At 71.2% G+C, this 25,362-nt stretch carries 27 protein-coding genes; 13 read left to right on the forward strand and 14 right to left on the reverse strand.

Features of this window, described 5'->3' with window-relative positions; all coding sequences use genetic code 11:
* Window positions 1–12: 12 nt before the first annotated feature.
* The 11 genes from QJ852_17700 to QJ852_17750 all read right to left on the reverse strand — a co-directional run bounded on the left by QJ852_17700 (window position 13) and on the right by QJ852_17750 (window position 10,483).
* Complete coding sequence (locus QJ852_17700; protein WGX99476.1) at window positions 13–885, reverse strand: prepilin peptidase; 873 nt, start codon at window positions 883–885, stop codon at window positions 13–15.
* Window positions 810–3,056, reverse strand: coding sequence for a hypothetical protein (locus QJ852_17705; GenBank protein ID WGX94988.1), 2,247 nt, complete (start codon window positions 3,054–3,056; stop codon window positions 810–812). Before QJ852_17705 ends, QJ852_17700 begins: the two co-directional genes overlap by 76 nt.
* Window positions 3,053–3,688, reverse strand: coding sequence for a prepilin-type N-terminal cleavage/methylation domain-containing protein (locus QJ852_17710; protein ID WGX94989.1), 636 nt, complete (start codon window positions 3,686–3,688; stop codon window positions 3,053–3,055). Before QJ852_17710 ends, QJ852_17705 begins: the two co-directional genes overlap by 4 nt.
* Complete coding sequence (locus tag QJ852_17715) at window positions 3,682–4,152, reverse strand: prepilin-type N-terminal cleavage/methylation domain-containing protein (protein WGX94990.1); 471 nt, start codon at window positions 4,150–4,152, stop codon at window positions 3,682–3,684. The genes QJ852_17710 and QJ852_17715 overlap by 7 nt, the downstream gene beginning before the upstream one ends.
* The gene (locus QJ852_17720; protein WGX94991.1) at window positions 4,152–5,357 is read right to left on the reverse strand and encodes a type II secretion system F family protein; all 1,206 of its coding nucleotides are present in this window, start codon (window positions 5,355–5,357) and stop codon (window positions 4,152–4,154) included. Before QJ852_17720 ends, QJ852_17715 begins: the two co-directional genes overlap by 1 nt.
* A gap of 1 nt (window position 5,358) precedes the next feature.
* Window positions 5,359–7,131: an ATPase, T2SS/T4P/T4SS family gene (locus tag QJ852_17725; protein ID WGX94992.1), complete on the reverse strand. Its 1,773-nt coding sequence runs from the start codon at window positions 7,129–7,131 to the stop codon at window positions 5,359–5,361.
* A gap of 12 nt (window positions 7,132–7,143) precedes the next feature.
* On the reverse strand, window positions 7,144–8,244 hold the full coding sequence (locus tag QJ852_17730) for a type IV pilus twitching motility protein PilT (GenBank protein WGX94993.1): 1,101 nt from the start codon (window positions 8,242–8,244) through the stop codon (window positions 7,144–7,146).
* An 88-nt stretch (window positions 8,245–8,332) separates the two neighbouring features.
* Entirely contained in the window at window positions 8,333–8,695 is a 363-nt protein-coding gene (locus QJ852_17735; GenBank protein WGX94994.1) for a prepilin-type N-terminal cleavage/methylation domain-containing protein, read from the reverse strand.
* A gap of 178 nt (window positions 8,696–8,873) precedes the next feature.
* Window positions 8,874–9,677 carry an SDR family NAD(P)-dependent oxidoreductase gene (locus tag QJ852_17740; protein ID WGX94995.1) on the reverse strand — a complete coding sequence of 268 codons (804 nt, stop codon included), beginning with the start codon at window positions 9,675–9,677 and terminating at the stop codon, window positions 8,874–8,876.
* A gap of 82 nt (window positions 9,678–9,759) precedes the next feature.
* Window positions 9,760–10,101, reverse strand: a complete 342-nt coding sequence (locus QJ852_17745) for a DUF202 domain-containing protein (GenBank protein WGX94996.1) — start codon at window positions 10,099–10,101, stop codon at window positions 9,760–9,762.
* Window positions 10,102–10,105: 4 nt separating this feature from the next.
* Window positions 10,106–10,483 (reverse strand): DUF202 domain-containing protein, encoded by a 378-nt coding sequence (locus QJ852_17750; protein ID WGX94997.1) that lies wholly within the window; start codon window positions 10,481–10,483, stop codon window positions 10,106–10,108.
* Window positions 10,484–10,556: 73 nt separating this feature from the next.
* Here QJ852_17750 and QJ852_17755 point away from each other — a divergent pair, with 73 nt between their 5' ends.
* The 7 genes from QJ852_17755 (at window position 10,557) to QJ852_17785 (ending at window position 16,866) form a co-directional block, all read left to right on the forward strand.
* Window positions 10,557–11,507, forward strand: a complete 951-nt coding sequence (locus QJ852_17755; protein WGX94998.1) for a LysR substrate-binding domain-containing protein — start codon at window positions 10,557–10,559, stop codon at window positions 11,505–11,507.
* A gap of 146 nt (window positions 11,508–11,653) precedes the next feature.
* Entirely contained in the window at window positions 11,654–12,835 is a 1,182-nt protein-coding gene (locus QJ852_17760) for an MBL fold metallo-hydrolase (GenBank protein WGX94999.1), read from the forward strand.
* Window positions 12,832–13,833: an ABC transporter substrate-binding protein gene (locus QJ852_17765; protein WGX95000.1), complete on the forward strand. Its 1,002-nt coding sequence runs from the start codon at window positions 12,832–12,834 to the stop codon at window positions 13,831–13,833. Before QJ852_17760 ends, QJ852_17765 begins: the two co-directional genes overlap by 4 nt.
* Complete coding sequence (locus tag QJ852_17770) at window positions 13,830–14,639, forward strand: ABC transporter ATP-binding protein (protein WGX95001.1); 810 nt, start codon at window positions 13,830–13,832, stop codon at window positions 14,637–14,639. The genes QJ852_17765 and QJ852_17770 overlap by 4 nt, the downstream gene beginning before the upstream one ends.
* Entirely contained in the window at window positions 14,632–15,492 is an 861-nt protein-coding gene (locus QJ852_17775; GenBank protein ID WGX95002.1) for an ABC transporter permease, read from the forward strand. Before QJ852_17770 ends, QJ852_17775 begins: the two co-directional genes overlap by 8 nt.
* A gap of 47 nt (window positions 15,493–15,539) precedes the next feature.
* A complete protein-coding gene (locus QJ852_17780; GenBank protein WGX95003.1) occupies window positions 15,540–16,502 on the forward strand; it encodes a fumarylacetoacetate hydrolase family protein in 963 nt (320 codons plus the stop codon).
* A complete protein-coding gene (locus QJ852_17785) occupies window positions 16,495–16,866 on the forward strand; it encodes a RidA family protein (GenBank protein ID WGX95004.1) in 372 nt (123 codons plus the stop codon). Before QJ852_17780 ends, QJ852_17785 begins: the two co-directional genes overlap by 8 nt.
* Before the next feature lie 14 nt (window positions 16,867–16,880).
* Here QJ852_17785 and QJ852_17790 read toward each other — a convergent pair whose 3' ends face one another.
* Complete coding sequence (locus tag QJ852_17790) at window positions 16,881–17,312, reverse strand: Lrp/AsnC family transcriptional regulator (protein ID WGX95005.1); 432 nt, start codon at window positions 17,310–17,312, stop codon at window positions 16,881–16,883.
* 89 nt (window positions 17,313–17,401) lie between these two features.
* Here QJ852_17790 and QJ852_17795 point away from each other — a divergent pair, with 89 nt between their 5' ends.
* On the forward strand, window positions 17,402–18,298 hold the full coding sequence (locus tag QJ852_17795) for a phenylalanine 4-monooxygenase (GenBank protein WGX95006.1): 897 nt from the start codon (window positions 17,402–17,404) through the stop codon (window positions 18,296–18,298).
* 74 nt (window positions 18,299–18,372) lie between these two features.
* On the opposite strand, the gene QJ852_17800 is transcribed toward QJ852_17795, so the two are convergent.
* Window positions 18,373–19,293, reverse strand: coding sequence for a LysR family transcriptional regulator (locus tag QJ852_17800; GenBank protein WGX95007.1), 921 nt, complete (start codon window positions 19,291–19,293; stop codon window positions 18,373–18,375).
* A 76-nt stretch (window positions 19,294–19,369) separates the two neighbouring features.
* On the opposite strand from QJ852_17800, the gene QJ852_17805 reads away from it, so the two are divergent.
* The 5 genes from QJ852_17805 (at window position 19,370) to QJ852_17825 (ending at window position 24,737) form a co-directional block, all read left to right on the forward strand.
* Complete coding sequence (locus tag QJ852_17805; GenBank protein ID WGX95008.1) at window positions 19,370–20,704, forward strand: FAD-dependent oxidoreductase; 1,335 nt, start codon at window positions 19,370–19,372, stop codon at window positions 20,702–20,704.
* A gap of 185 nt (window positions 20,705–20,889) precedes the next feature.
* Entirely contained in the window at window positions 20,890–22,113 is a 1,224-nt protein-coding gene (locus tag QJ852_17810) for a M24 family metallopeptidase (GenBank protein WGX95009.1), read from the forward strand.
* Between the two features lie 4 nt (window positions 22,114–22,117).
* Window positions 22,118–22,921: an ABC transporter ATP-binding protein gene (locus QJ852_17815; GenBank protein WGX95010.1), complete on the forward strand. Its 804-nt coding sequence runs from the start codon at window positions 22,118–22,120 to the stop codon at window positions 22,919–22,921.
* Window positions 22,911–23,693 carry an ABC transporter permease gene (locus QJ852_17820; GenBank protein ID WGX95011.1) on the forward strand — a complete coding sequence of 261 codons (783 nt, stop codon included), beginning with the start codon at window positions 22,911–22,913 and terminating at the stop codon, window positions 23,691–23,693. Before QJ852_17815 ends, QJ852_17820 begins: the two co-directional genes overlap by 11 nt.
* Window positions 23,694–23,738: 45 nt before the next feature.
* Window positions 23,739–24,737 carry an ABC transporter substrate-binding protein gene (locus QJ852_17825; protein WGX95012.1) on the forward strand — a complete coding sequence of 333 codons (999 nt, stop codon included), beginning with the start codon at window positions 23,739–23,741 and terminating at the stop codon, window positions 24,735–24,737.
* Window positions 24,738–24,782: 45 nt separating this feature from the next.
* Here QJ852_17825 and QJ852_17830 read toward each other — a convergent pair whose 3' ends face one another.
* Window positions 24,783–25,346, reverse strand: a complete 564-nt coding sequence (locus QJ852_17830; GenBank protein WGX95013.1) for a MarR family transcriptional regulator — start codon at window positions 25,344–25,346, stop codon at window positions 24,783–24,785.
* Between the last annotated feature and the right edge of the window lie 16 nt (window positions 25,347–25,362).

Here is a 25,362-nt window from a genome sequence, read left to right on the forward strand (position 1 = left end):
GGCGGACCGCGGTCAGAAGCCGAGCGACGCCAGGTAGAGGTCGCCGAGGTCGCCGGCCCCGAGGATCGCGCTCCAGGCTCCCAGCACGAGGAACGGCCCGAACGGCAGAGCCGTCCGCCGCCCGGCGCGACCGGCCGCCATCAGCAGCACCCCGGCCACGGCACCCAGCACGAAGCCGAGGAAGGCGCCGACCAGGAAGGTGCCCCAGGTCAGGTACGCCGTCATCGCGCCCACCAGCCCGGACAGCTTCACGTCGCCGAACCCCATCCCGCCCGGCGCGACGTACCAGACGACGAGGAAGAACAGACCGAGCACCACCGCGCCCGTCGCGGCCCGCAGCAGCGCGGGGCCATCGCCGCCGAGCGCCAGCAGCACGGCGAGCACGGGGTACGACGGCAGCACGATCGCGTCCGGCAGCCGGTGCACGTCGAGGTCGATGAGGGCGAGCGCGATCGCCACGGCCGCGAAGGTGAGATAGGCGGGGAGCAGCCGCAGGCCGTCCGGGTCGGCGCCGAGGCGCACGACCACCAGCGCGAACGCCAGCCCGGTGCCCGCCTCGACCAGTGGGTAGCGGGCACTGATCGGAGCACCGCAGTCGAAGCACCGCCCGCGCACCATCACCCAGCCCAGGACCGGGACGTTGTGCCGGGCGCGGATCGGGTGTCCACAGGCCGGGCACGCCGACGGCGGCCGCACGACGGATCCTCCCGCCGGGACCCGGTGCGCCACGACGTTGAGGAACGAGCCGATCGCCGTCCCGAGGAGGCCGGCGATCGCCGGGACGGCGAGGTCGAGGAAGGCGTGCTCGCTCAGCGCTGGTGGCTCCAGCTCAGGATGGTGACCTCGCGATCGGCACTGGTGGCCGGGTCGCCGTCCTTGTCCCAGATCTGGGCGCGGACCTTGAGAGCGAGCCGGTCGGGGTCGTCGGAGCACGTCGCGCTGACCCGGCACACGTAGACCTTCAGCTGGACGAGGGTCCCGTTGATCCCCATCCCGGGCGTGTTGTCGGGCAGCTCGATCAACGCCCCCGTCTCTTTGTAGGCGCCGTTGAGGTTGGCGTAGAGCGAGCGGGCGATGACGCCCCACCGGAAGACCTGGAAGTCCGTGTTGGCGACCTCGAGGTAGATCCGCCCGAGCGGGACGTAGGTCGTCCCCTGGAGGTAGACCTCCGACTTCTTGTGGGTGTTGATGAGGTAGCAGCCGCTGCCGATCGTCGTCACGCAGTTGGTCGGGATCGTGGCCGGCCCGCGCAGCTTCGGCACGTAGTACTCGAGCTCCAGCCGGAGGTGGTCGAGCTGGACCGACTGGTTGCGGTTGGCCGTCGCGGTGAAGGCGACGGTCGCACCCGTGTAGCCCCGGTCGTGGACCGATCTGGCCAGCGCGTCGTAGACCGCGGTCTGGTCGGTCTCGAGGTCGATCGTCTGCGAGGTCAGCGAGGTCGGCTTGCTCAGCGTGACGGCAGGGAGCGCGGTGCTGCCGGGCGCGGTGGGAGTGATCGTCACGGTGGACGCCGGGAAGCCGTTCGCTCCGGACGCCGCCTTGTGGCGCACGAGGAGCCGCGCGGCCTTGAGCACCGCGCCTCGGGGGATCTCGGCCGGAGGCGCGAAGCCGCCGACGGTGATGGTGCGGGTCTCGTTTCCGTTGTCGCCGGCGCCCTGACGGGTCCAGGTCGCCACGCCGTTGCCCTGGTCCCGCAGCACCTCCGCGGTCAGTGGCGCGAAGGTCGCGGGATCGCTCCCCGTCCCGGCGACGGTCGGCACGGCCGTCGGCACCAGCGCGCCGCTCGCTCCCGCGAGGGTGCTGAGCGACGGGTTGGCGCCCTGGCCGTTGTCGTTCTTCAACCCGTAGACGACGATCGGGGCGCGATCGGTGCGATAGGTGGCGCACAGCTCGGCCTTGGTGTCGCTGTCGAAGTAGATCGAGCTGTCACCGCCGAAGACGAACTGCACACCGTGCGAGGTGGCGTTGTCGATCGGGTTCTCGCAGGCGCCGGGGATCGGCGTGGCCGCCGTCGGGGTGCCACCGCCGGCCAGCTCGCCCCCGATCACCTTCCGGTTCCCGATGGCCCAGACGTTCGTGCCGGCGTCGGACGGCGGGACGACCGCGCTCTCGTAGAGCGGGTCGCCGTTGCTCGACCGGTTGTGGAAGTCGAAGTAGTACGTCCCGGTCCGGAACCACAGGATCTTGTTGCAGCTCGTCGTGAGGTCGCTCAGCGCTTTCACGTCGTCGTAGTAGCCGGGCTGGAACTCGACGTAGGCGCCGCCCGCCGGGCAGGCAGGGACGGGACGCCACGGCGGGATCGACGTGAGGTCCGACGGATAGTTCGGATCCGACGGCCCGGTGCCGGTGCCGCAGTTCTTGGTGTAGTTCGCGGTCGTGCTCGAGCTCAGCGTGATGTTGGTGCAGGACTGCCCCCGTGCCCAGACGTTCGCATCGTTGACCCTGATCGTCCCCTTCGCATCGATCGTCGAGTTCACGCGGATCCCGCCGCGGACCGAGAGGACCTTGTTGAAGTTGTACAGGCCGGTCTCGCCGGCATCGTTGCCGAGCATGATGATGGCGTCGCCGGGGCTGTTCGCATTGGTCACGTGCCGCGCGGTCCCCTGCGCGCCGGTGGCGTCCTCGGGCTCGCAGGTCACGAACGCCGACGTCCAGGCCTCACCCGTCGCCTTGGGCGGCGGGTAGAGGTCGGGCAGCAGCAGGGCGTCGTCCTCGCTCACCACGTCGGCGCTGTCGTAGCCGAAGCAGCCGTCGCTCAGCTCGTTGTTGAACCGCCAGTCGGCCGGGGGCACGACCGACGCGTCGTCGTCGGAGGTGTCCCAATAGCCGGTGCGGAGGCCGTTGAGGACGACCTGGGCAGCGGCGTCGGCGGCGTACGTCGAGCCGGCCACGGTGCGCAGCGCCACCGTGGCGCGCAGGCTGCCGTCGCCGCGGGTGAGGACCAGCCCGGTGACCACCGCGACCACGGTGATGACGATCAGCGCGATCACGAGGATCGCGCCGCGGTCACCGGCGTCGCGCGCCAGCCCGAGACGCCTGAGGAACCGTCGTCTCATGTCTGCCTCCGCTCGCCGGCGATGGTCTCGCTGATCGTGGTCCGGCCGTGTCCCTCGGAGTCGCTGATCGTCAGCGTCATCGTGATCCGCGTCGGCACCCGGCCGCTGTCGTCAGCGCAGTCGGTGACCCCGCCGCCCGTGCAGTCGACGTCCGGTACGACGGTGAGGTTCGTCGCCACGACCGTGGTCGACGGCGCCGGGCCGCAGCGGATCCGCACCAGGTCCTTGTGGCCACCGCCGTTGTCGCGGACCGCGTAGGTGACCTTCACCAGGTCGGGCTCCTTCTCCGAGACCGTCGAGGAGTACTCGCTCCAGGCCAGGGTCACGACCGGCTCGCCGGCGCCCGCGCATCTCTCCAGGCCGACCGACTGCTTCGTCGGGTACGAGTGGACGTCCTCGGCGTCGTCGTAGTCCTTGCTGCGGACCCCGATGCTGGACACGTCCCGCTGCCAGTACGCCGTCACGAACTGCAGGTCCAGGGACTCGGTCATCCGGGACCGGGTGTCCGTGGTCGTCCGCAGATAGCTGATCACCACCCCGGTGAGCCCGGTGACGATGACGCCCATGATGGCGACGGTCACCATGACCTCGACCAGGGTGAAGCCGGCGTCCCCCCGCGCGCGCCTCAGCACGACGTGTCCCCCGGCGCGCAGGGCTCGCGCAGGACGATGGTGAGCTCCTCGGTGGAGCGACCGTCGTCGCTGCGCACCTGCAGCGTCACCCGCTGCACCCCGGTGTCTCCGCCCGGGCAGCCGTTCGCGGAGCCGTCGCCTCGCAACGGCACCGACGCCTCCTGGGTGGCCGTGTAGCCGGACGGTACGTCGAAGCCGATCACGGCCGCGGCGTACGCACCGGCGTCGGCGCAGGGCACGTAGTTGTCGTCGGCCACATAGGACTGGACGGCCTCGGCGTAGTTGCGCACGTACGCGCCGCCCGTGCTCTGCTTGCGATGCATGTCGGACGTCTTGATGCTCATCTCGACCCCGGCCAGGATCGCGACCGCGGCGATGCTCAGGATGGACAGCGCGACCAGCACCTCGATGAGCGTCGCTCCCGCGTCGGAGCGCTCGCGCGAAGGCCGGCCGGGCAGGTCCATCAGATCTCGACCTGCTGGAAGATGCCGTACATCGCGGACACCAGCGCCACGGCGACGAACCCGACGATACCGCCCATCACGATGATGACGATGGGCTCGAAGAGCGCCGTGAGCTTGTTGATCTTGTAGTCGAGCTCGTCCTCGTAGTACTCCGCCGTCACCTCGAGCTGGGTGTCCATCGAGCCGGTCTCCTCACCGACGCGGAGCATGGCGGTCGCCGTACCGGGGAACAGGCGGGTCCGGGCCAGCGGGCCGGCGAGCCCCTGCCCCTCCAGCATCTGCTCCGTGACGCCGTTGAGCCGCTTGACGAAGACCCGGTTGCGCAGCGATTCGGTGGCGACCCGGATCGCCTCGGGCAGGTTGACCCCGGCGGCCACCATCGAGGCCATCACCCGGCAGAAGCGCTCGACGAGCGCGTACTGGATCGTCTCGCCGAGCACCGGGACCCGGAGCAGGAAGGCGTGCCAGACGTATCTGCCGCGCTCGAACCGCTGCGACAGCAGGAACAGCAGCGCCCAGGCGACGAGGCCGGCGACGATCGCCCACCACCAGTGGCCGAGGAAGTCGGTGAAGGACAGCAGCATCCGCGTGGGCAGCGGGAGATCGGCGTCGAGCTCGGCGAAGAAGTCCTCGAACTTCGGGAGCACATAGATCGCCAGCACCAGGACGGTGACCACCGACATGGCCGCGACGGCCATCGGGTACATCATCGCCGACTTGATCTTCCGACGCGCCTCGAGATCACGCTCCAGGTAGATCGCGAGGCGCGACAACACGATGTCGAGCTCGCCGGTCAGCTCGGCGGACCGGACAATGCCGCGGTAGAACTCGGGGAACACCTTGGGGTAGCGCTCCAGCGTGTCGGAGAACCGCTCGCCGGTCCGCAGCCCGTCCTCGATGTCGTGCATCATCCGGCGCACCGAGGAGTTCTCGCTCTCGGCACCGATCGAGTGGACCGCGTCGAGGATCGGCAGACCGGCACGGAGGAAGGCCGCGATCTGCCGGGAGAGATGCATGACCTCCTCCTTCTTGATCCGCGGCCCGGAGATCTCGTACTGGAGGATGCTTCGCTTCTCGGTGACCCGCAGGTCGCGAAGATCGCGCTGGAAGAGCGCGATCTCCGCGTCCCCGCGACTGGCGGCCTTCTGCGTGCCCCTGACCCGCCGGCCCTCCAGGTCGACTCCGGCGAAGGCGTACTTCGGCATCTCAGACCCCCGCGACGTAGATCGAGCGCATGACCTCGGCGGCGGTCGTCGTACCGTCGCCGACCAGGCGGACCGCCTGCTCCTGCAGGGTGCGCATCCCCTGGCTCCGGGCGAGCTTCCGCATCTGGTCGTGCGGCGCTCGGTCGACGATCAGCTCGCGTACCTCGTCGGTCACCACCAGCATCTCGTAGACGCCGATCCGCTCCAGGTAGCCGGTGTGCGCGCAGAAGTGGCAGCCGGTGCCGTGCTGCCAGCCGCCGGGCGGCTCCTCGCCGCCGAACTGCTGGACGAAGGCCAGCTCGTCCGGTGCGGGGCGGTACGACGCGAGGCAGGACGTGCAGCTGCGCCGGACCAGTCGCTGGGCGATGACGGCGGTCACCGACGACGCGATGAGGAATGCCTCGATGCCCATGTCGAGCAGGCGGTAGAGCGCGGAGACGGCCTCCGTGGCGTGGAGCGACGACAGCACGAAGTGCCCGGTCAGCGCCGACTGGACGGCGATCCGGGCGGTGTCCACGTCCCGGATCTCGCCGACGAGGATCACGTCGGGGTCCTGACGGAGGATGGACTTCAGCCCGCCGGCGAAGGTAATCCCGGCCTGCTCGTTGATCTGGATCTGGTTGATCGAGTCGAAGGTGTACTCGACCGGGTCCTCGATCGTCATCAGGTTCTTCTCGGGGCTGTTCAGCTCGCCCAGAGACGCGTAGAGCGTGGTGGTCTTGCCACCGCCCGTGGGTCCGGCGCAGATGACCATGCCGAACGGCGAGTGGATCAACCGGGTGTAGCGGGCGGCGGTGTCGGCGGGCATGCCCAGCTGCTCCAGGGCGAAGAGCGGGCGGCTCTTGTCGAGGACCCGCATCACGACCTTCTCCCCGCCGACGACGGCCGTGGTCGAGACCCGGATGTCGACCTCGCGCCCGTCGATCTCCAGGGAGATCTGGCCGTCCTGGGGGCGCCGCCGCTCGACGATGTTCATGCCGCCGAGGATCTTGACGCGGCTGACGATCGCGGGCCCGATCGACGCCGGCAGGTCCAGCACCTCGGTGAGCGCGCCGTCGATGCGGTAGCGCACCCGGACCCGCTCCCCCGTCGGCTCGACGTGGATGTCGGAGGCCCGGTCCCGCAGAGCCTGGGTGATGACCGACTGCACCACCCGGACGACGGGCGCCTCCTCGTTGACGCTGACGTCGTCGAGCCCCGCCGCCTCCCGGCGCAGCACGTCGCGCGCCTCGAACGCCTGGATCTGTCCGCCGACGTCCTGGGTGGCCCGATAGGACCGGGCCAGTCCGCGGTCGAGGTCGCGACGCGTCGCGACCAGCGGCCGGACCGGCCGGCCGAGCACGGCGACCAGCGCCGCCACCCGCTCCGGGGCAGGGTCCAGCACCGCGACCACGACCCCTTCGTCGTCCAGCGAGATCGGCAGCGCATCGAGCAGTACCGCCTGGTCCCGGGCCAGCAGGGCGAGTGCTTCGCCGGTGGGCGTCAGGTCACGGAAGTCGGCCAGCGCGACGCCGTGATGCTCGGCGAGGGTCCGGGCCAGCGTCTCGTCGGTGATGGCGCCGGCAGCCACCAGCCGCTGCCCCAGGTCGCCGCCGCCACCACCGTCGCCACCACCGTCGTCACCGCCACCGTCGTCACCGCGGACCGCGTCCAGCTGGTACGGCTGCACGCGGCCGGCCGCCACCAGGATCCGGCCGAGCCGCTCGTCGTCGGCGTCGGTGCGCGGGACAGCGACGGGCGTCTCTGCCCGGGTGTGCCTGCCCTTCAGTCTCATCGCGTCCCTCCGTCACCGGACCGCGCCGGCGGCGTACCGCGGCCGGGTCTCGATGTCCTTGGGATAGAGGCTGCGCGCGACAGCCTCCTCCTCCAGCACGATGCCCTCCTGGATCAGGTGCGACAGCGACCGTTCGAGCGTGATCATGCCGTCCTGCGCGCCGGTGACCAGGGAGTTGCGCAACTGGTGGGTCTTGCCCTCCTTGATCAGGTTGCGCACGGCCGGCGTCGCGACCAGCACCTCGTACGCCGCGACCATCCCGCCACCCACGCGGGGGACCAACCGCTGGTAGACGACGCACGACAGCGCGGCGGCGAGCTGGACCCGGATCTGGGCCTGCTGCTCGGCCGGGAAGACGTCGATCATCCTGCCGAGGGACTGGGCGGTGTCGTTGGTGTGCAGGGTCGCGAAGACCAGGTGTCCGGTCTCGGCGACGGTGAGGGCGAACTGGATCGACTCGAGGTCGCGCATCTCGCCGACCAGGAGCACGTCCGGGTCCTCGCGGAGTACCGAACGGAGCGCGTCGGAGAAGCTCGCCGTGTCCGTGCCGACCTCGCGCTGGTTGACCGCGGCCAGTTTGTGGTCGTGCACGTACTCGATCGGGTCCTCGACGGTGATGATGTGGCAGCCCCGGTTGCCGTTGATCAGGTCGACGAGCGAGGCCAGCGTGGTCGACTTGCCGGACCCGGTGGGCCCGGTCATCAGGACGAGTCCCTGGTGCCGCATCGCGAGCTCACGCAGCACCGGTGGCAGCCCGAGGTCGTCGGGGGTCGGCACGGTGCGCGGGATCATCCGCAGTGCGACGGCCGTCAGTCCCCGCTGGGTGAACGCGTTGCCGCGGATCCGGGCGTGCTCGCGCCAGGAGAAGGAGAAGTCGTACTCGTGGCGCGACTCCCATGCCTCGCGCTGCTCGGGCGTCAGCACCTCGGCCAGCAGCGTCTCGGTGTCGTCGTCGGTCAGCGCCGGTCGGTCGGGGACCGGGGCCAGGGTGCCGTCGACCCGGATCATCGGCGGTAGGCCCGCGGTCAGCATCAGGTCGGTCCCCCCGGCGTCCCAGAGGGCGCCCAGGAGCCGGTCGACGCGGTCACCGATGCGGTGCGGGTGGTGGAACACGGGTGCTCCTCAACTGGATTCCGATGGTCGGCTGAGGAGGACCGTCGCCCGAGCAACGGCCCACCCCAGCGAGAAGGTCCGAGGTCGATCAGCAACCAGCGGGCGCCGGGTCCAGCGCACCCGTCGCGGTGATCGCCGTGGCTCCACTGATCGACGACGGGCCGTTGGGCGGTCCCTCGGGCGCCGCACGGAGGAATCCGCCAGCGACGAGGGCGTCGACATCGGCCGGATACGAACCGGTCTCGGCATAGGCCGCTTCGACGGCCGTCTCAACGGTACGGATCTCGGTCTTGCAAGCAGTCGTCTCGCTGTTGTTCGTGATGCCCCGCACGGAGAACACGACGATGGCGGCGAGGACGCCGAGGATGATGATGACGATCAGCAGTTCAATGAGCGTGAAGCCGCGGTCGTCGCGGCGCGCCTCGGTGAGGCGATCAGTGAATCGGCGCATGCCAAAGCCTCCGGAAGGAGAGAGGGGTGATGGAAAGTGAGGAGCAGCCCCCGAGCGCTGTGACTAGGAAACGCCTCCCCCGACCCCGCGTCACGACAATCCGGTTTTCTTTACCGCAGGGGCCGAAACACCCCAAATATTGGGGAAATCTCGCCAATCGACCCTGCGCAGCCACCGTTCATGTGCTGGGTCCGGGCCGGCGCAGCGCCCGGTCGACGACGACGGGCAGATGCCGGATCGCGACCGCGGCGAGGCGGCTGTCCCGGCCAGGCACGACGAGGAATCCCCGCCGCCGGCGCAGCGCCCGCAGCAGCGCGTCGGCGACGGCCTGCGGCGTGAGCGTCGCGACGCTCTCCTCGGCGGCCAGCACCTCGGCCGGCTTGTGGCGGTTCTCCTCGGCGAAGCCGGGCGTCAGCGTGTTGGGCGGGCAGAGCACCCGGACCGTGATGCCGTAGGGCCGCACCTCGCGACGCAGCGCCTCGGAGAAGCCGATCACCCCGAACTTGGTGGCGCTGTAGACGGTGTAGCCGAACACCCCCGCCAGTCCAGCCATCGAGGACGTGGTCACGATCGTCCCGCCGCCGGCGGCCCGCAGGTGCGGGAGGACGGCGCGGCAGACGTGGACGGTGCCGAGCAGGTTGGTGGCGACCATGCCGGTGATGTCGTCGGGGGGCAGCTCGTCGAGATAGCCCGGCCGCGCGTAGCCGGCGGTCGTCACCACGAGGTCGGGCATGCCGACCTCTGCGACCGCCGCATCGACCGCGGCCGTGACGGCGACCGGATCGGTCACGTCCACCGGCCGGGCGCTCGCACCGGGTCCGAGGCGGGCGAGGGCCGCCGCGAGCTTGTTCTCCGAGCGCGACAGGACGACGACCCGCGCACCACCGGCGACCAGCCGCTCGGCCACCGCGAGGCCGATCCCCTGGGAGCCGCCGAAGACCAGGGCGGTGCGTACAGGGGCCGGGCGCTGCGGGCGGGACATGCCCGCAAGCGTGCCGCATCGAGGAACCGGCGCCGGCCGTCAGCCCCGCACCAGCCGAACAGTCACCCGGCGAGATCGGGGGTCAGCGCCTCCCGGACACCAGGATCAGCACTCCGCCGACGCCGAGGACCTGCACCGCGAAGGCGACGACCAGGAGCAGCCGCCCCGAAGGCACGCGGCGCATCTCCTCCGGAGGCGCGCACCGGGTGGCATGGCGCGCCTCCGCCATCACGGCGACCACGACGGCTGTGGCCAGGGCCGCCAGCCCGAGGCCAGCGACGATCTCGCTCCGCGCGCTGGATCCGAGCCGCCAGCCGACCAACGAGGCAACCCCGATCGCGAGCGAGGTACGCCGCCAGCTCAGCAGCGTCCGCTCGGCCTGAAGTCCCGGATCCCTCGCACCCGAGGGGGATTCGACCGGCATCTCGTCAACCCACGAGCGCTGCGAGACCGGCGAGTGCGCCGCCCACCGTCACCGCGACGACGGTCGAGAGCATCATCCGCGTCGGGTGCAACGGCAGGTCGCGGCGCAGCGCGCGCTCGGTCCGCAGCCAGCCACACCATGCCTGTCCGGGGACGGCCACGCCCCCCACCAGGAACACCGTCGCCGCGCCGATCCGCAGCTCCTCCTGCAGGCCCAGGTCGACGACCGCGAGCGTCACCCCGGCCGCGAGAAGGGCCAGCGCGGTGCGGATCCAGGCCAGGAAGGTGCGCTCGTTGGCCATCGTGAACCGTGGGTCGGGCTCGCTCCCCTCGCCGTACAGCGTCCGCGGGAAGCGGGGACGCCCCGCTCCGGCGTATGACACTTTTCCAAAGATCGACATGATTTCACCATAGAGCGTGGGTGCGTGTGCCGGGCCGACCACCTATGGTGCGGCCATGGCGTACGCGAAGCTCATCGACGGCCGGTTGAAGCTGCGGCACTTCGTGATCGCCTTGGCCGTGGCCGAGACGGGCTCGCTCGGAAGGGCCGCGCAGGTGCTCCACGTCAGTCAGCCGTCGCTGACCCGACTCGTGCACGATCTCGAGGCGGTCTTCGGCACCCAGCTTTTCGACCGGACGGCCACGGGGACCGCTCCGACGCCTGCCGGCGAGGAGTTCCTGCGCCACGCCGCGGCGATCGTCGCCACTCTGGCGACGACCGACAAGCGGATGGCGTCGTACGTCGACGGCAGTGCTGGCCTCGTGACCGTCGGCGCCTACGCCGTCGGCTCGAGCGACCTGCTGCCCGCCGCGATCGCGCGGGTCAAGGCGGTCGCACCCCGCATGCAGATCCGGCTCCGCGATGCGACGCCGGACATCCTGATCCCCGCCCTCCAGTCGGGCGAGGTCGACCTCGCCATCGGTCGCATCGAGTCGTACCTCGGCAGGTCGGCGGGACTGACCACCGAGGTGCTCCACCGCGAGCCGATCGTCGTCGTGGCGGCCGCCGGAGACCCGGCGCTCCGCCACGAGGCTCCCGATCTCGCGCAGCTGCGCGACGCCCCCTGGGTGCTGCCGCTGCCGCAGACGGCGTTGCGTCACGACATCGACGACGCCTTCCGGCGCAGGGGGGTCGAGCTCCCCGAGAACCTGCTCGAGTGCAACCAGCCCTCGCTGGTACGGGACCTCGTGGTCGCCTGCGGCGCCCTGGGCGTGGTGGCGCGTTCCGTCGCCGAGCTGATGCCGGATGTCGAGCCGCTGGGCCGCGACCTGCTCGGTCTGACCCAGCAGGTCGGCCTGGCCTATCGCACCGAGCCCGGCCCCACTCCCGCCGCCGCGGCGGTGCGGTCGGCACTGCGGGCCACCGCGGCCGCGGGCGCCGAGCACGGTCCTCCGGATCCTGGATGACCTGACCCGATCCCGGCATTGGACCGGGCCCGCGCGGTCTCCGAAGAATGTGGGGCGCACCACATCCCCCGTCTCAGGAGCCCACCCGAATGCCGTATCTGCGCGAGTCCCCGTGCTTCACCTCTTCGCCCGACGAGCAGGACGCCGTGCTGTCTGAGCAGCTCGAGCTGGTGCTGTTCGGCACCGCCGCCGGACCGATGGCGACCGCGCGGCTGCAGACGTCGAGCGCCCTCGTCGTCGACGGCGACATCTACATCATCGACGCAGGCATGGGGCTGACCACGCAGTTCTGGCGGGCCGGTCTCGACTTCCGCCGCGTCCGCGCGATCTTCCTGACCCATCTCCACTCCGACCATGTCTCGGACCTCTTCCACTTCCTGTCCTCGAACTGGCCGTGGTGGGACGTCGATCGCCAGCGGATCGCCATCCACGGGCCCGCCGCGGCCGGCGCGTCCGGGCCCGAGGACGCCCGCCATCCCGGCCTTCCCGGCACGGACGAGTCCGTCGTCGTCCCCGAGTGCCCCACCCCGGGCATCGTCGAGTTCCTCCGGAACCAGGTCGCCGCGAACGCCTATGACATCAACCAGCGGCTGCGCTCGACCCGCCGGCGCAACGACGTACCGCTGGACTTCACCGGTGCGCTTCACCCGCCGATGTACGACGTGCACGAGCTCCCGGTGCCGGCCGGGGCGAGCGTGGCCGACTACGCCCCGCCGATGGCGCCGCAGACGATCTACGAGGACGAGAACGTGCGGGTCTCGGCGACCCTGGTCGACCACCCACCCGTCTTCCCGGCGTACGGGTTCCGCTTCGACACCGCGCACGGCGCCGTGAGCTTCAGCGGCGACACCACCGTCAGCCGCAACCTCGTGCGGCTCGCCCAGGGCAGCGACGTCCTCGTGCACGAGGTCAACGCGGTCGACGAGTCCGTGGGAGCCTTCACGGACACCCCCCTGGCGGAGACCATGGCCCGGCAGTTCCTGACCGCGCACACGCCCTCGCGTCGCTACCGCCATCGCGACGGATCGACGACACCCGGGGTCGGCGAGGTCGCCTCGGCCGCCGGCGCCGGGGCGCTGGTGCTGCACCATTTGTACCCGGCCGACGGCTCGGTCGAGGCAGCCGAGTTCGGGCTGGCCGCGACGGCCGACTTCGCCGGGCCGGTGATCGTCGCCGAGGACGGCATGCGCATCGACGTCCCGGGCCTGCGCCGCCTCGCCGCCCTCGACACCACGATCCCGTCGTCCGGCGCCTCCCCGGAGCCCGGCGGACGCTCCACGCCATCTCTCCCCAGCAGTTCCGACACCCTCGAAGGGACCCCCTCATGAAGACACTGACCCGCTGCGTCGCCGCCGTTGCCCTCACCCTTCCCCTCGCCGCCTGCGGCGGTGGTGGCGCGGAGAGCGACGCGACCCCGGTGACCCTCGTGGTCCCGGGCCCGAGCTGCCTGAACCTCTACCCGCTGCGTACCGGGATCGCCGAGGGGATCTTCGAGGACGTGGGCATCGACCTCACCGTGCAGGTCGTGCAGGGCTCGCCGGGCGTCCTCCAGGCCCTCGTCTCCGGCAAGGGCGACATCGGCCTGCCCGCTCCCCAGCCCGTCGTCGCCGCGCAGGCCAACGGCGCGGACGTCTCCCTGTTCGCGAACGTCTATGCACGGGGCTCCTTCCGGATCATCGCCCTCGACTCCGGGGCCGGCGATCTCGACGACCTCCGCGGCAAGGTGATCGGCGTCGAGGCATCCGACGGCGGCGAGACTGCCTACCTCCACGCCACGATGGCGGGGGCGGGCATGACCGCAGGCAAGGACTACGAGGTCAAGGTCGTCGGTGACGGCGGCTCGGCCGTCGCCGGCTTCGAACGCAGCGACATCGACGCCTACGCCGCCTCCAACGGCGCGGCCGCCACGATCCGCGCCGCCGGCGTCGACACGGTCGACCTGTCGCCGCCGCCGAGCGACAGCGGGTTCGGCAACGGACTCGCCGCCAAGAACTCCTGGCTGGACGAGAACCGGGACACCGCCGAGGCGGTGGGCCGCGCGTTCCGGCAGGCGGCCGCGTACGCGAGCGATGACGTCGACGCCGTCCTCGACGCCTGCCGCGAGACGAGCCCCCAGGAGGTGGAGGACCGCGCCTACGCCGAGGCGCTCCTCGCGGCGGCCGCCGAGTCGATGACCCCCATCGACGACGACGCCTGGGGTTCCTGGCGCGAATCCGGCATCACCACCTTCCTCGCCGAGACCGAGAGGCAGCTCGGCCTGGCACCCGGCACCGTCACTCCTGACGGGGTCTTCCGCACCGATCTCCTGGAGGCGATCAACCGGTGAGCAGCACGACCCTCTCGGCCGCGGGAGCGCCTCCCTCGGTCGCCGCCTTCGATGTCCGCGGGGTCTGCAAGGAGTTCCCGCGGACCGGCGTGACAGCCCTCCAGGACGTGGATCTCCGCGTCCCCGCCGGATCCTTCGCCGCCCTCATCGGTCCCAGTGGCTGCGGGAAGTCGACCCTGCTCAACATCCTCTCCGGGCTGGCCGAGCCGACCTCGGGCGCGGTCGACGTCTACGGCCGGCCGGTGGCCGGTCCTCCCGACGAGGTGGGGTTCATGTTCCAGCAGCCGACGCTCCTGCCCTGGCGCACCGTGCTCGAGAACGTCCTCGTGCCGATCCAGGCGCAGCAGGGCCGCCGGGCCGCCCGGGCCCACCGCGACCGGGCCCGCGAGCTGCTCACGTCCGTGGGGCTCGGTGAGTTCGAGACCAGCTACCCGCACGAGATCTCCGGGGGCATGGCCCAGCGCACGGCGATCTGCCGCATGCTCATCACCGAGCCCCGGGCACTCCTGCTCGACGAGCCGTTCGGTGCCCTCGACGAGATGTCGCGGGAGGCGATGGACATCGAGCTGCACCGGATCAGCCGGGCCACCGACGCCACCGTCATCATGGTGACCCACTCCATCCCGGAGGCCGTCCTGCTGGCCGACCAGGTCGTGGTGATGTCAGCCCGGCCTGGCTGCGTGGCGCGGGTGATCGATATTCCACTCGGCCGCGTGCGCACGCGCGAGACACTCGTCGAGCCGGCGTTCGGCCGGGCGGTGACCCAGGTCCGCGAGGCCCTGATGGGAGGTGCCCGCCGTGGCTGAGCAGACCTGTCCCCCCTCCGCGACGCGCGGCCGGCGCGCGACCCGCGACTGCGACGGACGCGCAGGTCGCCGGCGGCGACGCGTCCCGACGCCGATCGCGATGCTGCTCGTCGTCGCACTGCCGCTGGTGGTCTGGGACCTCGTCGTGCGCTTCGGCGACATCTCCCCGATCGTGTTCCCGTCGCCTCGGGCCGTCGGCGAGTCGATCGTCGAGGTCGGCCGGAGCCTGGCCGAGGGCGGCTTCTTCCTCGAGGCGCTCAGCATCACCGTGCAGGAGATCCTGCTCGGGTTCGCCCTCGCCAGCACTGCCGGCGTCCTCCTGGGCGCCCTCGTGGGGCTCACCGACATCGGCAGGCGAGCCGTCATGCCGCTGTTCGTCCTGGTCGAGGCGACTCCGAAGATTGCCTTCGTGCCCATGTTCGTCGCCTGGTTCGGCTTCGGCATGACGTCGAAGGTCGCGATGGCCGCTTTCCTCTCCTTCTTCCCCGTCGTCGTCGGCACCGCGGCGGGCCTTGCCGCCGTGTCGGAGGCCGAACGGCGGTTGTTCTCCTCACTCCGCACCCCGGCGTGGCGGCGGGTCCTGATGCTCCACGTGCCGCGCTCACTTCCCTTCGTGTTCGCCGGGCTGAAGATCGCCGTCGTGTCGTCGGTGACCGGCGTCATCGCGGCCGAGTTCATCGGCGGCGGCAGCGGCTTCGGCGAGCAGATCCGCATCTCGTCGAGCCAGCTGGCCATCGACCGGGTCTTCGGGCTGATCTTCTACCTCAGCCTGCTGGGGGTGCTGCTCTTCGGCCTGGTGTCCTACGCCCAGCGCAGGCTGGTCTTCTGGGACGAGGGGAGCCGGCGCCAGTGAATCCCACCTCCTCCGCGCCTTCCTCAGGTCCGCGCCTGGCTCGCCTCTTGACAGGCGAGAGCGTGCTGGTCGCCGGGCAGGGCCGGGACACCCACCTGCACCCGATCTCCTCGGTAGCCCGCGACGCCCGGCTGCCCGAGCCCGCGCGTGCGGAGCTCGACCAGCTGATCGACACCGAGAGCTGGCTGGTGCTCTCGGACGACACCACAACGGCGCTCGCCCGGCTCGCCTGCGACCTGGCCGCTTCGGGTACGACCGGACTCGGTCGCGCCGAGGACCTCGGCCCGTTGGCGGCCGCGCTGCCCACGCCGACGTCCCGCGTCTTCGCGATGGGCGGCAACTATGCCCACCACATGGCCCAGATGACGTCGCGCTCCCCCCGACGACGGACCGTGCAGGAGGTCCTCGACGGGGGCCGGGCGGGCGACCCTTGGGGCTATCTCGTGGCGCCCGGCACCCTCACCGGATCGGGCGAGCCGGTGGTGCCGCCGCGCGGCGCGCTCCACCTGGACTACGAGGCCGAGGCCGCGCTGATCGTCGCCTCGACGGGCCGCGACCTCTCCCCCGACGACGTCCGCTTCTCCGGCGTCACCGGCTACAGCGACTTCACACTGCGCGACAAGTTCGAGGGATCGGGTCTGTCGCTGGACCAGGGCCCGCTGTCCTGGTCGCTCGTGAAGAATTTCGAGTCCGGCAAGGTGCTGGGGCCGTGGGCGGTGCTCGGCGACCGGACCGGACCACCGCCCCGGGTCCGCGGTCGCGTCAACGGCGAGCGGCGCCAGGACTCGGCGGGCGACGTCCTCGTCCAAGAGCCACAAGTCGCGATCGCCTACCTGTCGCGCTTCTTGACGATCCGGCCCGGCGACGTGATCGCCTGCGGCTGCCCGGCCGGGACCGCGGCGGACGCGGGCCACCCCTATCTGCGTCCGGGAGACGTCGTGGAGGTCGAGGTCGACGGTGTCGGCGTGCTGTGCAACACGATCAACGAGTGGAGGAACGACGATGAGTGACCAGGTGACCGGTGCCGGGACGGCCCCGCTGTCGAGGAGCATCCGGCGAGGAGACCTTGTCTTCCTCTCCGGGGCCGTGCCGATCCGGCCGGACGGGACGCTGGCCGGGGAGGGCATCGAGGAGCAGACCGAGCACGTCCTGCGCCGACTCGACGAGGAGCTGCGCACCCACGGCGGCGATCGCGCCGACATCGCCAAGGTGACCGTCCTGCTCGCCGACCCGGACCGCGACTGGGCGGCGATGAACAAGGTCTACCGCGCATTCTTCGCGGAGCCGATGCCGGCCCGCTCGGCGTACGGCGTCCACCTGGCCGCCGAGGGCCTGCTCGTGGAGATCGAGGCGATCGCGGTGCTGGGCGGCTGAGCCACCAGAGCGGCTCAGGCCTGCCCGACGTGCTCCTCGAAGACCAGCACCGTCTGGGTCGCGACCACCTCGGGCAGCGCCTGGATCCGCTCCAGCACCAGCTCACGCAGATGCTCGGCGTCGCGGGCGCGGACCAGGATCACGCAGTCGAAGTCGCCGGCGACCAGCGCGACGTGGGCTGCCTCCTCCAGGGCCCACGCCTTCTTCCGGAAGGACTTCCAGGTGTTCTGCTTGATCCGGACGTGGATGTACGCCGGCAGGCCGAGCCCCAGCGCCGTATGGTCGACGTCGATGGTGAAGCCGCGGATGACCCGGGTGTCGACCAGGCGTTTGACCCGTGCGTAGGCGCTGGCCCGACTGATCCCCAGGCGTTCGGCGACCTCCCGGATCGAGGTCCGGGAGTCGGCACGCAGGATGTCCAGAATTCCACGATCGACCCGATCCATGGCAGACATATTGCCACGATGTGGCCTCGTTGGCAGCAGAACGTCTGACCTGACTCGCAATTGCGTGGACCTCGTCACAGACTGCAGACATGTTCGAGGAAGCCCAGTACTTCGCCCCGGTGACCGCCGACGAGGACGGTTCGCTCAAGGTCCACCTCGGTGCCGACCACCCCGGCTTCGCCGACAGCGAGTACCGCGCCCGCCGCGACGCCCTCGCCACCCTCGCCAGCAACTGGCGTCCCGGCGAGCCCTGCCCCACGGCGGCGTACACCGAGGAGGAGCACGAGGTGTGGCGCGTGGTCAGCGAGGCGCTGGTGACCAAGCACCGCGCGTACGGCTGCCGCGAGTTCCTCGACGGCAAGGAGTCGCTCGGCCTGCCGATCGACCGGATCCCCCAGCTGGCCGAGGTGAGCGAGTGGCTTGCGCCGCTGACCGGGTTCAGCTACCGCCCGGCCGCCGGCCTGGTCCCCCTGCGGGAGTTCTACGGCTCCCTCGCCGACAAGGCCTTCTGGTCGACCCAGTACGTCCGCCATCACTCGGTGCCGCTCTACACCCCCGAGCCCGACGTGCTGCACGAGGTCGTCGGCCACGGCAACACCCTGGCCAACCCGCGCTTCACCGACCTCTACGAGCTCGCCGGCCGGGCCTCGCGCCGGGTGCGGACCACCGAGGCGCTGGAGTTCGTGAGCAAGGTCTTCTGGTTCACCCTGGAGTTCGGCGTGCTGTGGGAGGCCGGGGAGCTCAAGGCGTACGGCGCCGGCATCCTCTCCTCCCCCGGCGAGATCGAGGCGTTCCGCGGGATGACCATCCGCCCGCTCGAGATCGCCACCATGGGCACCCAGCTCTACGACATCACCGACTACCAGGACGTCCTCTACGTCGCGGAGTCGTTCACGCAGCTCGAGGACGTCGTCGGCGGGTTCTGGGCGGACTGCACCGACGACTCGATCGCCGCGATCCTCGCCCGCACCCCGGCGCACGCCTGACCGATCCCCCGTCGCACCGGACATCCGGGTCGCGAATCGGCCGGATCGGGGACAGTCGCGTCCGGTGCGATGCGTCAGGGACGGCGCGCGGCCCAGGCGACCAGCTCGCGGGCGGGCCCCTCGGGCGGGTGCGGACCGCCCTTCCACACCGCGTGGAGGCGGCGGGTGAGGTCGAGGCCGGTCACGGTGATCCGCACCAGCCGCCCGGTGGCCAGGTCGTCGCGGACGGCGTGCGCGCCGACCGCCGCGGGACCGGCGCCGGCGGCCACGGCGGCCCGGACCGCCGCCGTACTCGACAGCTCCAGCGCCGGCGTGGCGCGCGGCCGGTCGGCCAGCGCCCGCTCCAGCACGGTCCGGGTCCCCGACCCCGCCTCCCGTACGACGAGCGGCGTGGCCGCGAGCGTCTCGGCGCTCACGCGGCGGCGGGAGCGCAGCGCCCAGGAGTGCTGGGGGCCGACGACGACCACGAGCTCGTCGGTGCCGACCAGCCGTCGCCGCAGCCCGCGGGGCGCCTCCGGCCCCTCGACGAAGCCGAGCGCGACCTCACCCGCCTCCACGAGCTCGGCGACCCGCGCGGTGTTGGTCGCCGTCATGGTGACCTCGGTCGGCTGCTGACCGCGCTGGACCTGCTGGCCGCGCAGGCCCACCAGCCAGCCGGGCAGCAGGTGCTCGGCGATGGTGAGACTGGCCGCGATGTCCAGATGGCCGCGCCGGTCGGCCCGCAGCGCGGCGATGCCGGCGTCGAGCGCCTGGGCCGCATCGAGCACCCGGTCGGCCCACTGGACCACCAGCTCGCCGGTCGGTGTGAGCTCGGAGCCCCGCTTGCTGCGGGCGACCAGGGGCTCGCCGACGAGGGCCTCCATGGTGCGCACCCGCGAGGACGCGGCCTGCTGGCTGATCCCCAGCTCGGCGGCGGCCGTGCCCAGACTGCCGGTCCGTGCGACCACGACGAGCAGCTCCAGCGCCCGGAGATCGGGGACGTGAGGGGCCAGCACTCTCACAACATAACCTTGTGAGCACCCAACCACAACCTCGTTCTGTGAGACAGCGCGAACGACCAGACTCGTCGGCATGACTCTCCGCGTAGCGATCGTGGGCGGCGGCCCGGCCGGCATCTACGCCGCCGACATCCTCACCAAGTCCGAGACCCCGGTCTCCGTCGACATCCTCGAGCGGCTGCCCGCGCCCTTCGGCCTGGTCCGGTACGGCGTCGCGCCGGACCACCCCCGGATCAAGGAGATCATCAAGGCGCTCCAGCGGGTGATCGCCAAGCCCGAGGTCCGCTTCCTCGGCAACGTCGAGTACGGCGTCGACGTGAAGCTCGAGGATCTGCGCGAGTTCTACGACGCCGTTGTCGTCTCCACCGGCGCCATGGCCGACCGCGACCTCGGCATCCCCGGCGAGGAGCACTCGCTCGGCGCCGCCGACTTCGTCTCCTGGTACGACGCGCACCCCGATGTCCCGCAGGAATGGCCGCTCGACGCGACCAGCGTCGCCGTCCTCGGCGTCGGCAATGTCGCCCTCGACGTCGCCCGCGTGCTCGCCAAGACCGGTGACGAGATGCTCGTGACCGACATCCCGCCCCACGTCCACGCCGGCCTGAGGGCGAAGACGATCACCGATGTGCACGTGTTCGCGCGCCGCGGCCCGGCGTACGCGAAGTTCTCGCCGCTGGAGCTGCGCGAGCTCAACCACTCGCCCAACGTCGAGGTGATCGTGCACCCCGAGGGCTTCGACGTCGACGAGCACGGCATGGCCCACATCGCCGAGCACAAGTCGCAGAAGATGGTGCTCAACACGCTCACCAGCTGGGTCGGCGCCGACCCCGTCGGCAAGCCGCACCGGATCCATCTGCACTTCGCCGAGGCACCCGTGGAGATCGTCACGGACGAGGCGGGCCAGGTGACCACGCTGCGTACCGAGCGCACCCACTCTCCGAACGCCGACGGCCGGGTCGAGGGCACCGGCGAGATCACCGACTGGGAGGTGCAGCAGGTCTATCGTGCGATCGGCTACCGCAGCAGCGCGCTGCCCGGCCTGCCGTTCGACGAGCGTGCGGCCGTGATCCCCAACGACGGCGGCCGGGTGCTCGACCTCGACGGCACCCCGATCCCCGGCACCTATGTCACCGGCTGGATCAAGCGCGGCCCGGTCGGTCTGATCGGGCACACCAAGAGCGACGCCGCCGAGACCGTCGGCCACCTTCTGGCCGAGACCCGGGCGACCGCCACCGCGCGCCGGCCCGAGGACGTCGACGCCTACCTCGCCGAGCGCGACGTCGAGGTCGTCACCCACACCGCCTGGGAGCGGATCGACGCCCACGAGATCACGCTGGGCGAGGCCGAGGGCCGGGTCCGGGTGAAGGTGGCGACCCGCGCCGGGATGCTGGGTGCCGCCCGGCCCTGAGCCGACCGACCCCCGCCGCGACGTGGCCCCTCCCACCGGGAGGGGCCACGTGCATTTTTGCGGCCCGCCCGCGGCGCGACGGCGCGGCACATCCCTTCCGCTCAAAGTATCTTAGTGATAAGCTAATCATCACTAAGGCAAATCGACGGGCCTCCGGAGACGGCGGCCGGGCGGAGGAGAACGACGTGACAACCGCGCAGTCCGAGCGCAGCTACCGGTGGACCCGCACGCACGCCTTCATGGACGACCGGGGCCTCGACGGCCTCCTCGTCTTCGGGAGCGACCGCAGCGATCGCTACGACGCAGGGCAGTACCTGGGGAACGACCGCCGCTACCAGCACCTCGTCGTCCCGCGCGACGGCGACCCGGTGATGATCGGGTTCTCCGCCCAGGTCGCTGCGCAGAACATGCTCAGCAAGGAGCGGGAGCTCGACAGCTGGATCGACGACCTGCGCATCGGCCGACACACCGTGCTGATGCCCCAGGTGGTCGAGGAGCTCGGCCTGGCCGGTCGGCGGCTCGGCGTCATCGGACTGGGCTGGGGCTCGCCCTTCGCCGCGGGCGGATGGGTCCCGAAGCCGACCTGGGAGGCCATCTCCGCACGTCTCGAGGGCACCGAGTTCGTCGACGTCACCGCCGACTTCGGGCTGCTCATGGCCTGTCGCAGCGAGCGCGACCAGGAGCGGCTGGCGCGCGCCGCCGCGGCCGGCGACCAGGCGGTGCGCGTGGTGCGCGAGCTGGCCAAGCCCGGCGTCTCCGAGCGCGAGCTGTACGCCGCCGCCTACGCGTCGATGCTGTCCGACGGCATGCGCGTGACCTGGATGCTGATGCAGTCCGGCATCGACAACTACGCCTGGGGCGAGCCCTCCTGGCTCATCCGCGAGGAGCCATCGCGCGTCCTCGAGGACCAGGACATCGTCGGGTTCGAGATGTTCCCGACCTTCGCCGAGCTCAACACGCACATCAACGGCTCGGTGCTCGTGGGAGAGCCGCCGGCCGCGACCCTGCGGTGCGCCGAGATCGCCCGGACCGCCTACGAGGTGGGCCGCGACCTGCTGGCCCCCGGACGCTCCTTCCGCGAGGTGGCCGAGGCGATGGAGGAGCCGCTCGCCGAGGCCGGAGCCTGGCACATCACTCCCCACGTGGCCGCCCTCAACCCGCTGCTGGCCGGCGGCGGCCTGGACGTCGGCATCGACCGCCAGGTCCCGGGGTTCGCCGAGCGCTTCCCGCACGTCGACGCCGAGAACGCGCTCTTCGACTTCGAGATCCAGGAGGGGATGACCTTCTCGCTCCAGCCCGATGCCCGTCTCGGCCGGCACTGGGCACTGGTCGGCGGTGTCGTCGTGGCCACGGGCGGCGGTTGCCGCGAGCTCAACGAGGTGAGTCCCCATGTCCAGCACGGAGGTTGAGCCGATGGCTCCGGCCACGGGCGCGGACGTGCCACCCGCCATCGCCGTCCGCGCGGCCACGAAGGTGTTCGGCGTGCGGGGCCGCGACACGGTGCATGCCGTCGACCCGGTCGACCTGACCATCGAGAAGGGCGAGTTCGTCGCGCTCCTGGGCCCGAGCGGATGCGGCAAGAGCACGCTGCTCTCGATGATCGCCGGCCTCACGCCGGCGACCACGGGCGACGTCGTCGTCGACGGCCGGGCCGTCGCGGCGCCCCTGACCGACCTGGGCTTCGTCTTCCAGAAGGACCTGCTGCTGCCCTGGCGCGACGTCCTGTCCAATGTGCTCGTCCAGTTCGAGATGCGGGGCGAGCGCACCGACCGGCACCGCGAGACCGCGCTCGGGCTGCTCCGCTCCGTCGGCCTGGAGGGCATGGAGCGACGACTCCCCCACGAGCTCTCGGGCGGCATGCGCCAGCGGGTGGCGATCTGCCGCGCGCTGGTCCACGACCCGCCGCTGCTGCTCCTCGACGAGCCGCTCGGCGCCCTCGACGCGCTGACCCGTGACCAGCTGCGCATCGACATCCAGCGGATCTGGTCCCGCGACCGCAAGACGGCCGTGCTCGTCACCCATGACATCGAGGAGGCGGTCTTCCTCGCCCAGCGGGTGATCGTGATGACGCCGCGGCCGGGCCGGATCCACGCCGACATCCCGATCGAGCTGCCCTTCCCGCGGCGCCTGGAGGTCAAGGAGACACCGGAGTTCCTGGGCTACGTCCGGACCATCCGCGAGCAGTTCGAGGCGCTGGGGGTCATCCATGAGGACTGAGGCGGTACGCCGCGCGCTCGGCGGTGCCCTGTGGCCGCTCATCTCGTTCGGCGCGATCCTGCTCGCGTGGGAGCTGGTCGCCCGGCTCGGCAGCGTGCCCGACTACATGCTCCCGTCGGTGAGCCAGGTGGTCGAGCGCGGCTGGGAGACCCGCGACCTGCTGATGACCCACGGCCGGTGGACGATCCTGGAGATCCTCGGCGGCTTCGCTCTCAGCGCGCTGATCGCGATCCCGCTCGGGATGGTCATCGTGACCTCGCGCCTGCTGGAGCGGCTGCTCTACCCGCCGATCGTCGCCCTCAACAGCGTGCCCAAGGTCGGCCTGGCCCCGCTCTTCGTCGTGTGGTTCGGCTTCGGCATGGCGCCGACCATCGCGATGACCGCGCTGGTGACCTTCTTCCCGCTGCTGGTCAACACGGTGATGGGGCTGCGCAGCGTCGACGCCGAGATGATCCACCTCGCGCGGGTCATGGCGGCGACCCGGCTGCGCCTGTTCTTGAAGGTGCGCCTCCCGCACGCGCTGCCCAGCATCTTCGCCGGCCTCAAGGTCGCGACCAGCCTCGCCGTCATCGGCGCGCTCGTGAGCGAGTTCATCGCCTCCGACCGCGGCTGGGGATATGTGCTGGTCTCTGCCGGCGGCCAGCTCGACACGGCGCTGATCTTCGCCGTGATGATCCTGCTGTCCGCGGTCGCGACCGCCTTCTTCTATCTCGTGGCCGCCGTCGAGCGGCTCGTCGTCCCCTGGCACTCCTCCCAGCGGCAACCCCACTGACGCCTCGCACCCCCGGGCACGTCTCACACGAAAGGCACGACACTCATGACACGTACGATCGCCGCCGTCGCGGGCGCCGCCGTCCTCACCTGCGCCCTCAGCGCATGCGGTGGGGCCTCCGGCGACAGCACCGATTCCTCGACCGACAAGGTGACCCTGCGCCTCGGCGCCATCCTGACCGCGAAGGAGGCGCCCTACTTCCTCGGCATCGAGCGCGGCTGCTTCGCGGACCGGGACATCGACGTCGACATCGCTGAGGGCAAGGGGTCCAGCTCGACCGTCCAGACCGTGGCCAGCGGTGCCGACGAGTTCGGCCAGGCCGACCCGTCCACGATGATCGGACTCGCGGCCAAGGGAGCGAAGGTCAAGGCGGTGCTGTCGTACCTCGACATCAGCCCGCTGTCGGTCCTGGTTCCCAGCGACAGCGACATCACCGACCTGGCCGACCTGGAGGGGAAGAAGCTCGCCTTCACCGCGGGCGACTCCCCCAGCACCCTCTTCCCCGCGCTGGCCGAGGTCAACGGCCTCGCCCAGGACCGGGTCGAGATGGTCAACATGAACATCCAGGTGAAGATGACCGCCATCCTCCAGCGCAAGGTCGACGCGATGCTGGGCCTCAGCTTCATGGCCGCCAACCTGTCGGAGAAGGGCCTGGAGTCCGAGCCGCTGCTGTATGCCGACCACGGGGTGACCCTGCCCGGCGACGTCATCATCACCAGCGACGCGCTGATCGAGAAGGACCCCGACCTCGTCGACCGGTTCGTCGCGGCGACGGCCTGCGCCAAGGAGGCCGCCATGGCGGACCCGGACGCCGCGGTGGCGGCCTTCACCAAGGCCAACTCCGCCTATCCGGCCAGCGGCGCGGAGAAGGAGTTCGCCCTGGTCGACGAGCTGTTCGCCGAGCCCGCGGACGGCGCGCCGGTCGGCACCATCTCCGAGGACCTCTTCCGCAGCGGCTACGACTTCCTCGTCACCCACGCCGACGTCCCCGCGGGCAAGGACGTCGGCACCTTCTTCACCAACGCGCACGTCCCGCAGGACTGAGCCACGACGGGACGCCACCGCGGGCAGCAGCGTCGAGCCGGTCGGTCACTCGGGTGACCGGCCGGCTCGCTGCGTGTGTGCCTGCAGCGAGCGTCCCAGGGTGCGCAGCAGGTCGCACAGCACCTCGATCTCGTCGTCGCTGAGCTCGGCGAGCATCTCCCGCTCCGTGGTCACGTGGGCATCGACGACCTTGTCGATCAACTCGCGCCCACGGTCGGTGAGCTCGGCATGCACCACCCGGCGGTCCTCCTCGGAGCGCACCCGGCGCACCAGCCCGTCGGCCTCGGCCTTGTCGAGGCGCAGGGTGATGCCCCCCGTCGTCAGGAGCGACGACTCCGCCAGCTGGCCGGCGGTCTTGCGGTGCGGCGGACCCGAGCGCCGGAGATTGGCCAGCACGTCGAAGGACGCGAGCGTCAGGCCGTAGCGGTCGTCGACCTCGCGCAGGATCGAGCGCTGCACCGTGTTGATCCGGCTGATCCGGCCGAAGACCCCGATCGGGGATGCCTCCAGTGCGGGCCGTTGGACCGCCCACTGCGCGAGGATCTCGTCGACCTCGTCCGGTTCGGCTGCCGCGGCATGCCGCCGACGCGGACTGCTCTGGTCTGACATCGCGGGCGCTCCTTCA

It is taken from the genome of Nocardioides sp. L-11A (genome assembly GCA_029961745.1).
GTDB lineage: Bacteria > Actinomycetota > Actinomycetes > Propionibacteriales > Nocardioidaceae > Nocardioides.